The following is a 12,008-nucleotide window of genomic DNA, read 5'->3' as shown; positions in this document are numbered from 1 at the left end:
TGGGTGCTAACACTATGAAAAGAAAAATCATTCCTGTGCTAATTGGTTGTGCGCTCTCTTTCTCTGGCCTGGCGGCACAGCCAACCGCGGAGCGTTACGTCGTCAGTTTTCCCGAAGGCGCGCATGTCAAATACAGCGGTGCGTTTGCCAGCGCGTTTCCGAACGGGCTGCCTGTGGGGATTGGCTCTGGCCTGCTGTTTACGGGCAAGCAGGGCGATGCCTTGACGTTTACGACCGTGACCGATCGCGGTCCTAACGCGGATTCGCCAAAAATGGGGAAAAATGACGCTAAAATCTTTGTTACCCCGGATTTCGCCCCGCTGCTAATGACGATCCGCGTGCAAAACGGTAAAGCGGAGGCCGTGGACGCGCGTCCTTTGCATGACGATAAAGGCGAAATCAACGGTCTGCCGCTGCAAAGTGGCGTGATTGGCTCCACCAATGAAATCGCGCTAAGCGACACCTTAAAAGTGCTGAAAGGCGATAACCGCGGGCTGGATACGGAAGGCATCACGCCGGACGGGAAGGGCGGCTACTGGCTGTGCGATGAGTATGGTCCGTTCCTGATTAATATTGACAGTAAAGGGAAAATCCTCGCGATCCACGGCCCACAGGCGGCGGAAGGGGAGAAATCCATCGCCGGCGGTCTGCCAAATGTTATCAAATGGCGCCAGGCAAACCGGGGATTTGAAGGCCTGACCCGCATGCCGGACGGACGTATTATCGCCGCTGTCCAGAGTACGTTGGATATCGACGGGAAGAGCAAAAAGCAGGCGCTGTTTACGCGACTGGTCAGCTTCGATCCGGCGACCGGAAAAACCGCGATGTACGGCTACCCTGTCGACAGCGCGGCCTACAGCAAAAACAGCGACGCCAAAATCGGCGATATCGTGGCGCTGGATAACCACACTATCCTGCTGATTGAACAGGGCGAAGATAAAAACGACGTAATGCGTAACCTCATCTACAGGGTGGATCTGAGCAAGGCGAGCGATCTGGCCGCCTTCGACAAGCCGGGCGAATACCCGGAATTTGACGATGAGAAAACGCTGGCGCAGCGCGGCATTTCACTTGCGGAAAAAACGCAGGTGGTCGATCTGCGTGCGCTGGGCTGGCAGCAGGAAAAGGCCGAAGGGCTGGCGCTGATTGACGACAAAACGCTGGCGGTGGCGAACGATAATGACTTTGGCGTGAAGGTGGCGATGCACAACCCGGCCGAGGGCAAGAAGCTCAAGGATTATCGGGTGAACGCGGAAGGCAAGCTGACGCTGGATGACAAAGCGGTTGAAACTACCCTCAGCGTCAAGCCACTGAAGAAGCCGGATTCCGACAGCGAGCTGTGGATTGTGACGCTGCCGGAGGCGTTGAAATAATATTGGACTTTACCCCTCACCCTGGCCCTCTCCCCACAGGGGAGAGGGGATTGTTCGGTGCAGATACTTTTCAACGCGGAATAGTTAGATCGACTTAACGCTCTTTTCCCAGGTCTCGACCAGATGATCTCGCAGGCTTCCGGTTCCGTGCATTGTCACCAGAAGATTCTGTCGTGCGCGGGTAATGCCGACGTAAAGGCGCTTGATATCGTCACTCAGATCTTCACTGTCCCTTTCCTTTGCCGCATCCATAATGGCGACCGAATTAAACTCAAGCCCCTTGCTGCTGGGCAGCGGCATGACGCAGAGGTAATCATTCTGCGGGGACCAGTGCTTTTTATCATCGCTGGAGACAATCATCTGGTATGGGATCTTGCGGGCTTCAAGCCTTGGCGCGAGCATGCCTGAAATGCTGTAGGTTGAGGGGCACAGTATGGCGATTTCTGACCACGCAACACCTTCCTGTCGCTGCTCTGTGACCCAATCGAGGACGCGCGTAATCTCCTCGTCCTGATTATCAAAGCTGGCCAGCGCGGGATACTTCCCGGACAGGCCACCTGCGGCAGGCTGCTGGTATTTGAGAGAAGCTTCTATGTGATTATTGAGATAATTAAATGCTACGCTGCTGGCAAAATGGAGTATTTGCCGGGTGTTGCGATAATTGGTATCCAAAATAGTTGTACGGCCCTGAGCCTTTATATCGACGCTGGACAGGGTAAAATCGAGAGCTTTCTTTTTCTGATAAATTGACTGAGCGTCATCGTACAGAAACAGCAGGGAGCTATCTTTATTGTCCGGCATTTTGGCGAGGATTCTTAGCCATTCCGGTTTAAAATCGTGTCCTTCATCTATCAAAACGGCGCTGTACTGCTCCGGTTTGATTGCTCCCTCTTCAAATGCCACCGTCAGCGCATTTTCCATCAGCTCAATAAAGTTTTTGCTCCTGGGGGGAAGACGCCGATGCGCGTTTAATTGCTGATAACACCAGGCGTGGAAATGGATAACTTCGACGGGAAGTCTGAGGCTATGCTGTTCGAGCTGCGCTTTGAGTTTTTTAGCCAGCGTAATGTTGTAGCAAATCACCAGTATCGGTTTGGTGTTTTCAATGTTGTTGGCAAGCTCAATACATCGGTGGTGCAAAATGAGCGTTTTGCCCGAACCTGCCACGCCATGAATTACCCTGTGTCCCGCCCCCATACTTCTGGCGAGTTGTTCCTGGTTCCTGTCCATCATGCATACCACATCAGGGGTGTGGAAAGTAAAATTATCCAGGTCAACCCGCGTAACGGATGGGTTAATGCGGACATCGGGATAAAGATGCCACCGGATGCGGTCGAGCTGCTGTGGTGTTGTGTTATGAACAAAGTGATGTTTGAGAAGGGATTCGAGCCGGCCAGAGATTTGTTCTCGAGTCATAAACTCGTTGAGTTCGTCTTTGCATATCACCTGGCTGGCGGGCAATATTTCATTCAACTCCTCAGGTGTAAAACTCTTTTCCAGCTGTGCCCGAGTGATGTTGCTCAAATAAACACCGTATCCATACGGCATAATAAAACCGCCCTCATGCTCTCCCTGTTTCTGGCGAAGCAGGGGATCTTTTTTCAGGCTATTGATGATATGAAAGGTATATTGCCGAACTTGTTCGAGTGGGTTCTTCAACGGCTCTATGCCGTTTTTGGTTTCATAATTAATATGGGTTTTATTAGCCGATTTTATTTTTGTGATATACCAGTCTTTCACTTCTATAAACAGCAGCCCTTTATCGGGGGCCAGAATCACAAAATCAGGATGATCGTCTTTGTCTCCCATTCGGGTATCATACCAGCAGGTACATTGTTCGCTGAGCCCACCCTCCAGAAGCCTTGCCAGTCTTTTTTCTCCTGCCGTAATTTTCTCGCTACAGCTGCTAACCGTGGGAATAATGATTGCCATATTACGCCTACCAATTCATGAAAATTATATGAATCCAATTAATTAATATTGTAACCAATATTAATCAAAGCATGATTTCATTCATGATAAGAACATTAACAGACAATATTGCAAACAGAAAGGGCGAAACCCGCATTTTGCCCTAATGAAATACGCCCCCTTTACTGTTTAAAGGGGAGCGACGATTTACTTTTTCAGTCCCGTAAACGCTGCCCGAATTTCCTCTTCCGGCAGCTGTATTCCAATAAACACCATCACGCTGTGCGGCGGTTCATCGCCCCACGGACGATCCCAGTCGGCGCTGTACAGGCGCTGCACGCCCTGGAACAGCAGGCGGTTCGGCTCGCCGTCGATCCACAGCATTCCTTTATAGCGCAGCAGATTGTCGGCAAACGACAGCAGCAGGTTCCCCATCACGCGCGAGACCTCGCTGATGTCCACCGGGTAGTCCAGCTCCACCACAATCGACGCTACGTCGTTTTGCTTGTCTGCCATAAAGTGGAAGCGCGGTTTCGCGGTGACGTTCTCCTCCAGCATAAAGCCGTTGGTGTTGAACAGCTGAGACAGGTCGATATCGCCGTGCGTCACGGTATAAATGGGTGCGCGCGAGTTGATGCGCGTCAGGCGCTCACGCAGTTTTTCGCTTTCACCCGCCACGTCGGTTTTGGTCAGCAGAATGCGGTCGGCGTAGCCAATCTGAGACTGGGCGATGGTGAACTGGTTCATCTGCTCGTCGGCGTGTACCGCATCCACCAGCGCGACGACGCCGTCCAGCAGGTAGCGCTGGCACAGAATATCGTGGGAGAAAAAGGTCTGAATAATCGGGCCGGGGTCGGCCATGCCGGTGCACTCGATCACCAGACGGTCGAAGACGATGTCACCGCGATCGCGGCTGTCGAGCAGGTCCAGCAGGGCGTCTTCTAATTCACTGGAGCGGGTGCAGCAGATGCAGCCGTTGGTCAGGGTTTTGATCTGCGTGGCGCGGTCGCCAATCAGCTGATCGTCAACGGAGACTTCGCCAAATTCGTTTTCAATGACGGCGATTTTGAAGCCGTGCTGTTCATTCAGGATGTGGCGCAGCAGGGTGGTTTTACCGGCGCCGAGAAAACCGGTCAGCAGGGTAACGGCAATCGGGGTCATGGTTTCTCCTTTAGCAGCAGCGGACGCCGCCTTCTCCACTTCCGCCGTAGCGCGCTTCCTGACGCTCGCGGAAGAATTCAGTGTAGGTCATGTACGGCTTATCCGGATGGTTGGTCTTCATATGCTCAACGTAGTTGTCATAGTCCGGAATGCCAATCAGCATTTTCGCCGCCTGACCGAGGTATTTTTTTGCTTCGCCTAAGTTACCAAACATAACGTGTCCTGATAAGAAAAAGCCCGGTGGCGCTACGCTTACCGGGCCTACAGTAACGTTGTAGGGCGGGTCAGCGCAGCGCCACCCGCCATTTTATTAATGGTGTGAAGACGTCTTCACGCCGCCTTTCGGCACCGGCACGTACGGGGTTTCTTTGTCCGTACGGCCATCGGCATTACGCACTTTCATCCAGGTTTTAATGCCGTAGAAGATAATGCTGTACACCACCACCAGGAACAGAATGCTCAGACCCGCGTTGGTGTAGTTGTTCACCACGATATGGTTCATGTTGGCAATCTGCTGCGCGGTCAGATCCGCGCCGCCTGCGGCAATCTTCTCTTTGTACTGGTTAGCCATGAAGAAGAAGCCTTCCAGCTGCGGGTTGGTGCTGAACAGTTTCAGACCCAGCGCCCAGGTAGTGCAGAGCAGCAGCCACAGCGCAGGCACCACGGTTACCCAGATGTATTTGGTGCGTTTCATCTTCACCAGGACAACGGTGCCCAGCACCAGGGCCACAGCCGCCAGCATCTGGTTAGAGATGCCGAACAGCGGCCACAGGCTCTTCACGCCGCCCAGCGGGTCTACAACGCCCTGATACAGCAGATAACCCCACAGACCTACGCAGCCCGCAGTACCCAGAACACCTGCTACCAGAGAGTCGGTTTTCTTCAGGAACGGCACGAAGTTACCCAGCAGATCCTGCAACATGAAGCGGCCTGCACGCGTACCGGCATCCAGCGCGGTGAGGATGAACAGCGCTTCAAACAGGATACCGAAGTGGTACCAGAAGCCCATGTCCGCCCACGGCAGCACTTTGTGGAACACGTGTGCGATACCCACCGCCAGCGTCGGTGCGCCACCTGCGCGGTTCAGCACGGATGGTTCGCCGATGTCTTTCGCGGTCTGCATAATCTGCTCAGGCGAAATCACGAAGCCCCAGGAGCTGACGGTCGCCGCCGCGTGTGCGCTGGCGTCTTTCAGCTGCGCCATAATCAGCGCGGTATTTTCGCCGCCCATCTCATGCAGGTTTGGCATGGTGATGCCGAGACCCGCTGGTGGGGTGTTCATCGCGAAGTACAGCCCAGGCTCGATAATCGACGCCGCAACCAGCGCCATGATCGCCACGAAGGATTCCATCAGCATCGCGCCGTAACCGATGAAGCGCGCGTCGGTTTCGTTGGCCATCAGCTTCGGCGTGGTGCCGGAGGCGATCAGTGCGTGGAAGCCAGACACGGCACCACAGGCAATGGTGATAAACAGGAACGGGAACAGGGCACCTTTCCACAGCGGACCGGTACCGTCAATGTACTGCGTCACCGCCGGCATTTTCAGCTCCGGGTTGATGATCACAATCCCGATTGCCAGCCCGACGATCACGCCGATTTTCAGGAAGGTCGCCAGGTAGTCACGCGGAGCCAGAATCAGCCACACCGGCAGCAGCGCTGAGATGAACGCGTAACCGATCAGCGCGAAGGTGATGGTGGTGTCTTTAAAGGTCAGCGCCGGGCCCCAGTACGGGTCGTGGGCAATCACGCCGCCGAAGTAGATGGAGGCGACCAGCAGCACGATACCGATGACCGACACCTCGCCAACGCGGCCAGGGCGCAGGAAGCGCATGTAGATGCCCATGAACAGCGCAATCGGCACGGTAGAGCAGACGGTGAAGACGCCCCACGGACTTTCGGCCAGCGCTTTCACCACGATCAGGGCCAGCACTGCCAGGATGATGATCATGATCAGGAAGCAGCCGAAGAGGGCGATCGTGCCCGGCACGCGGCCCATCTCCTCTTTGATCATCTCGCCCAGCGACGAACCATTACGGCGCGAGGAGATAAACAGCACCATAAAGTCCTGCACCGCTCCCGCCAGCACCACGCCCGCCAGCAGCCAGAGCGTACCCGGCAGGTAGCCCATCTGTGCAGCCAGCACCGGACCGACCAGCGGACCCGCGCCTGCAATGGCGGCGAAGTGGTGACCAAACAGCACGTAACGGTTGGTTGGCACATAGTTCAGGCCGTCATTGTTAATGACCGCCGGGGTGGCGCGCGTCGGGTCGAGCTTCATGACCTTCTGCGCGATGTACAAGCTGTAGTAGCGATAAGCCACAAGATAGACGGAAACCGACGCGACCACGATCCACAGGGCGCTGACGTGCTCGCCCCGGCGTAATGCGACAACCGCCAGACAGAAAGCGCCGATGATCCCGAGGATGGCCCAGGGCACGTGCTTAAGTAGTTTTTTAGTATCCATAGTAAGACCTGGTTTTTTATGTAAAGAAAAAAGGGTCAGGGTTCGTTGTGAGGAGGTATTGATTAATGCTGGAGCGATCGTGCCAGATCCTCGCGCGTGTAAAGCACGGTAAATGGGTGAGTGGTTGAAAGCGATGCGTGAGCGGTCAAAAGCGAGGGTGAGTGGTTAAGGCTCACCCCCGGCGGGAGAAAATATGTGATTGAGATCACTGAGAATAATCTAGCCCTGCGGGGTTTCGTCGTTCGCATCAGGGCATTGCGTGCAGCGGCAGGGCTGATATGCGGGCAGCAGCTGATAGCGTCCTTTGCCGTCGTGTTCGATAATCGGGGAAAGGGCCTGTAGATCGCGGTACACCGTACGTTCGGTAATGCCAAATTTTTGCATCAGATCGCGGCGATTAACGCTTCCGTTGCGGTGCAGAGCAATAATGATGTCAACCAGACGTTCAGCCGAGCGGCTTCGGGGTGAAGAGGCCATAAGACTTTCCAGCGTTAAGGGGGCGGCTGACGACGTCGTCAGCCGCCCCGGAAAATTTATCTTATGGATAGTTAACGGCGCACCTTTGCGGAAACCTTAGCGTTTTTTTGTGCAACGGGATCAAACCGCGGCTTCCATCTCCATCATCACCGGGTGGAAACGGCGTTTGAAGTAGATCAGGCCGTGCCCCTCGCTGCTGAGGATGATGTTCTTAATCTCCACCAGGTAGACCAGATGGGTACCGATGGTTTGCACCTGGGTTATCTCGCCTTCCAGGCTTGCCAGGGCGCCTTTCAGCACCGGCTGCGCCAGCGGTCCTTTCTGCCAGCAGGAGAGAGCAAAGCGCTCCTCCATGGCCATGCCGGTCATCCCGGCAAAGTGGCGGGCCATGATCTCCTGCTCGTGGTTCAGCACGTTGACGCACAGTTTGCCGTTGCCCTGGAAGACCGGGTTCATGGCGCTGTTGGCGTTGATGCAGACCATGACCGAGGGCGGGGTATCCGTGACCGAACAGACGGCGGTGGCGGTAATGCCGCAGCGGCCCGCATCGCCCTCGGTGGTGACCACATTCACCGCCGCCGACAGGCTGGCCATCGCGTCGCGAAAACGCAGGCGTTCTTCAGATTGCATTGAAACCTCCCGCTGCGTTATTTCAGCAGCTTATCCAGCATGTTGATATCAGTGTTGTTGTGCAGGTGCGGTACAGTCCAGCCGTGCTGGTCGTACTCGGACATGCAGCGGTCAACCATCGCCATCATCTTGTCCATGTTGCCGGAGCTTTGCGCCTGACGCAGGCATTGCAGGCGGATCTCATCCTGACTACCGGAGTAGTTGATTTCGTACAGCTCGTGACGTCCGCCAAACTCGCTGCCGATGGCATCCCACATCAGTTTCAGAATCTTGATGCGTTCGACGTGATCCATCCCGTTGGAGCCGCGTACGTACTTCGCCAGATACTGGTCGATCTGCGGGTTGTTCAGGTCCCGCGCGCTGGACGGCAGGTAGATCAGCCCGGAGGTCACGTTGCGTTCGATGATGTTCTTGATTTTCGCGTAGGCCATCGGCGCCATCACGCGGTAGGTCTGTAACGCCGCGTGGTCAGGCAGGTACGCGCCGTTTATCCACGGCGTGGCTTCGGAGCACATGGAGTCGCTCAGCGCCCAGAACATGTTGCGCCACGCCACCACTTCGCCGAGATCCGCCTGCACGCCGCGGAACTCGAGGGTGCCAGTGCACTCCAGCGATTTCTTCAGCAGAGCGGTGATGAAGTCGAGCTTCACTGCCAGACGCACGCAGGCCTGAAGCGGGTACATGCGGGCGAAGCCACCTTCCATCGTCCAGCGACGACAGCGGTCGAAATCGCGGTAGATCAGCACGTTTTCCCACGGGATCAGCACATGATCCATCACCAGAATGGCGTCGTTCTCGTCAAAGCGGCTGGAGAGCGGGTAGTCGTACGGAGAGCCTGTCGCCCCTGCCACCATCTCGTAAGAGGCGCGGGAGATCAGCTTCACCCCTTCGGCATCCATCGGCGCGACGAACATTAGCGCGAAGTCCGGGTTTTCGCCCATCACCTGCGCAGAGCCAAAACCAATCATGTTGTAGTGGGTCAGCGCAGAGTTGGTGGCCACCACTTTCGCGCCGCTGACGATGATCCCGGCGTCGGTCTCTTTCTCCAGCTTGATGTAAACGTCTTTCACCTCGTCCGCCGGTTTATGGCGGTCGATAGGCGGGTTGACGATGGCGTGGTTAAAGTACAGGCCGGTTTCCTGAATACGGGTGTACCAGTTGCGGGCGTTCTGCTCGAACTGACCGTAGAAGGCAGGGTTAGCCCCCAGCGCGCAGCCGAACGCGGCTTTGTAGTCTGGCGTGCGGCCCATCCAGCCGTAGCTCAGGCGCGACCACTCGGCGATGGCGTCGCGCTGCTGGCGCAGATCGTCGGCGCTTTTCGCCACGCGGAAGAATTTATGGGTGTAGCCGCCGCTGCCGGTGTCGGTGCCCCAGCAGAGTGTATCCTGCATGTCTGGCTTGTGCAGGGCATCGTACATCTGGGCGATGGACGCCGCCGCATTGCGAAATGCCGGGTGGGTAGTAACGTCCTTAACGCGCTCGCCGTAGATATAAATCTCACGGCCATCTTGCAGGCTTTTTAAATACTCTTCACCGGTTAACGGACGTTTGGCATTAGCGCGGAAATCTTCAGGCTTCATAGGGACCTCGTATCGGAAGATGGTTGTTAAATTTATGTTTTGTTTTTGTTGTTTAATTGAAGCGTGAGAGGGGCGGAACGTGAAGGGACGATTGGGACAACGGCAGGTACTTTTCGGGTGGGATGTTGTTTTGTGATCTGTGCGGCTTTTCGGCGGGTGGCGCTGCGCGTACCCGCCCTACGAACCGTGATGCGTTCAGGAAACCGGTACTTTCTGCGCCCGGTATGCGCTGGGTGAGCACCCCGTCAGTCGGTTGAAAAAACGGGCGAAATAGGCCGGATCTTTAAACCCCAGTTGCCAGGCAATTTCGCTCACTGTGCTGTCGGAAAACAGCAGCAAGCGCCTGGCTTCCCGCAGCTGGCGGTCGAAGATCAGCCGTTTCGGCGAGCGGTTGGCAAAGCGGCGGCAGATATCGGTCAGGCGGGATTCGGTAAGATGCAGTTCGCTGGCGTATTCCGGCACCGTCCAGTGCTCGTGGTAATGCGCATCTGTCAGCTGGTTAAAGCGCTGAAACAGCTTCAGCTCGCCGCGCATACCGCCTGAAGCGTGGTCGTCGAGCTTCGCGTTGCGCAGCAGCAGGGTAAATACGGCCTGCGCCAGCAGGACCAGCGTATGCTCACGGCCCGGCAGCTGTTCCGTGGATTCCCGGGCAATGAGCTGCCAGTAATGCTTCAGCGCCGCCAGCTCGTCAGGCCTGTCGGCAAGCGACAGGCAGATCCCCGGCAGGCCGAACGCCTCCCGCGTGCCGGGGTAGAGCACTTCTAACAACGGCCAGATAAGATCCTCGCGCACCGTCAGCACGTGGCCGTCGCTGTCGGATTCAGTGATAAACGCGTGCGGCACCGACGGCGGCGTCAGAACGAACAGCGGCGCCTGCACCGAGTAGCGGTGGTCGTCGAGCTGCAGCTCAATCTGCCCGGTGTCGAGAAAATGCATCTGAAAATACTGGTCGTGGCGGTGCGCCTGCATGTCGCGGCCAAAAAAGGCCGCCATGCGGGCGAACGACTGGTAGTGCACATCGTCGGTGCCCAGACTTTCGTCGTACTCCTTGCTGATATCAATGTTGGCGATAGGGCTCTGGCACATGATCGTTCCTCTTTTGAACCCGCTGCGTCATCGGAATGCGCGTCAGCACCAGCGCGCCCACTACCAGCAGACCCGCCACGAACCACAGCCCCGAGCTGAAGCTGCCGGTCGCGTCGCGCAGAATACCAATCAGCAATGGGCTGACGGCAGACCCGACGTTGCCGATGGCGTTGATCACCGCCAGCGCCACCGCGCGGGATTGCAGGCTAATCACCTGGTCCGGCGTGGTCCAGAATATCGCCATGGCGGTAAACGATCCGGTTGAGGCCATGATGATGCCAAGCAGCTGGATCAGGCTGTGATCGGTCGCCGAGGCCAGCATCCATCCCGCCGCCGCAAACAGATACGGCAGGATGGTGTGCTTTTTTCGCTCTTTCAGCCTGTCGGAGCGGCGGCTCCACCAGATCATCCCGAGGATGGTGCAAAACTGCGGGATCGCCGCCAGCAGGCCAATCACGATATTGCTGCTGCCGGTGTTGAAGCTTTGCAGGATCTGCGGCGTCCAGATGTTGATCGCGCTCAGCGTATTCGTCAGGCAGAAGTAGGCCAGCGTGTAGAGCAGTACGGCGGGCGTCAGCACCTCGCGCAGCGTCGATCGCGGCGTGGCGACGTGCGCAATGGCCAGTTCCTGCTCGCGGGCGATCATCGTTTTGAGTGCCTGCTTTTCATCATCATCCAGCCAGGTGGCCTGATCCGGGGTGTCGTTAAGGTAGAACCAGGTCACCACGCCGAGCACCACCGACGGCAGCCCCTCCAACAGGAACAGCCACTGCCAGCCCTTCAGGTTCCACAGCCCGTCCATCGCCAGAATGTACCCGGAGAGGATCGAGCCGAGCATCATGGTCACCGGCATGGCGATCATAAACAACGCGTTGGCGCGGGCGCGGTGATACGCCGGGAACCACCAGGTGAGATAGACCAGGATCCCCGGCAGGAAACCGGCTTCGGCAATGCCCACCAGCATGCGCAGGACGTAGAGCGTTTCCGGGCTGGTGGCGAACATGGTGCAGGTAGAGGCGATGCCCCACACCACCATGATCCCGGCGATCCAGCGCCGCGCGCCGATTTTCGCCAGCATGATGTTGCTGGGGATCCCGCACAGCACGTAGGTGACGTAAAACAGGGTCGCGGCCAGGCCAAACATGGTCGACGTGAGGCCCAGATCTTTACCCATCGTCAGCCCGGCAAAGCCGATGTTGATGCGATCGAGAAACGAAAAGACAAACAGGATAAAGAGAAACACGATCAAACGACGGAACAGCTTGTTGATAACGCGATGTTCTATAGCTTTCTTATCTTGCAGGGTAGAGGTCGTCATGCTGCGCT

At 56.6% G+C, this 12,008-nt stretch carries 10 protein-coding genes; 1 reads left to right on the top strand and 9 read right to left on the bottom strand.

Annotated features, from left to right (window positions below):
• Positions 1 to 14 precede the first annotated feature (14 nt).
• Positions 15 to 1,373 (top strand): esterase-like activity of phytase family protein, encoded by a 1,359-nt coding sequence (locus SK51_RS01250; RefSeq protein ID WP_032676679.1) that lies wholly within the window; start codon positions 15 to 17, stop codon positions 1,371 to 1,373.
• Positions 1,374 to 1,457: 84 nt separating this feature from the next.
• On the opposite strand, the gene SK51_RS01245 is transcribed toward SK51_RS01250, so the two are convergent.
• From SK51_RS01245 to hpaX, 9 genes are all read right to left on the bottom strand, one after another.
• Positions 1,458 to 3,305 carry a 3'-5' exonuclease gene (locus SK51_RS01245; RefSeq protein WP_023299250.1) on the bottom strand — a complete coding sequence of 616 codons (1,848 nt, stop codon included), beginning with the start codon at positions 3,303 to 3,305 and terminating at the stop codon, positions 1,458 to 1,460.
• Between the two features lie 186 nt (positions 3,306 to 3,491).
• Positions 3,492 to 4,445 (bottom strand): GTPase, encoded by a 954-nt coding sequence (gene yjiA / locus SK51_RS01240; RefSeq protein WP_048206567.1) that lies wholly within the window; start codon positions 4,443 to 4,445, stop codon positions 3,492 to 3,494.
• A 10-nt stretch (positions 4,446 to 4,455) separates the two neighbouring features.
• Entirely contained in the window at positions 4,456 to 4,659 is a 204-nt protein-coding gene (locus SK51_RS01235) for a YbdD/YjiX family protein (protein WP_003856610.1), read from the bottom strand.
• 96 nt (positions 4,660 to 4,755) lie between these two features.
• Positions 4,756 to 6,909 (bottom strand): carbon starvation CstA family protein, encoded by a 2,154-nt coding sequence (locus tag SK51_RS01230; RefSeq protein ID WP_023305394.1) that lies wholly within the window; start codon positions 6,907 to 6,909, stop codon positions 4,756 to 4,758.
• Positions 6,910 to 7,128: 219 nt separating this feature from the next.
• Positions 7,129 to 7,386, bottom strand: a complete 258-nt coding sequence (locus SK51_RS01225) for an HTH domain-containing protein (RefSeq protein ID WP_023305395.1) — start codon at positions 7,384 to 7,386, stop codon at positions 7,129 to 7,131.
• A gap of 120 nt (positions 7,387 to 7,506) precedes the next feature.
• Positions 7,507 to 8,016, bottom strand: coding sequence for a 4-hydroxyphenylacetate 3-monooxygenase reductase subunit (locus SK51_RS01220; protein WP_003856606.1), 510 nt, complete (start codon positions 8,014 to 8,016; stop codon positions 7,507 to 7,509).
• A 17-nt stretch (positions 8,017 to 8,033) separates the two neighbouring features.
• The gene (gene hpaB, locus SK51_RS01215; protein ID WP_023299255.1) at positions 8,034 to 9,596 is read right to left on the bottom strand and encodes a 4-hydroxyphenylacetate 3-monooxygenase, oxygenase component; all 1,563 of its coding nucleotides are present in this window, start codon (positions 9,594 to 9,596) and stop codon (positions 8,034 to 8,036) included.
• Between the two features lie 195 nt (positions 9,597 to 9,791).
• Positions 9,792 to 10,682 (bottom strand): 4-hydroxyphenylacetate catabolism regulatory protein HpaA, encoded by an 891-nt coding sequence (gene hpaA / locus SK51_RS01210; RefSeq protein WP_022646953.1) that lies wholly within the window; start codon positions 10,680 to 10,682, stop codon positions 9,792 to 9,794.
• Entirely contained in the window at positions 10,654 to 12,000 is a 1,347-nt protein-coding gene (gene hpaX / locus SK51_RS01205) for a 4-hydroxyphenylacetate permease (protein ID WP_032625355.1), read from the bottom strand. The genes hpaA and hpaX overlap by 29 nt, the downstream gene beginning before the upstream one ends.
• Between the last annotated feature and the right edge of the window lie 8 nt (positions 12,001 to 12,008).

The organism is Enterobacter sp. MGH85, assembly GCF_001037655.1.
Taxonomy (GTDB): domain Bacteria; phylum Pseudomonadota; class Gammaproteobacteria; order Enterobacterales; family Enterobacteriaceae; genus Enterobacter; species Enterobacter intestinihominis.
The sequence above is the reverse complement of the archived record's forward strand: the minus strand, read 5'-3'. Positions and strand labels throughout refer to the sequence as shown.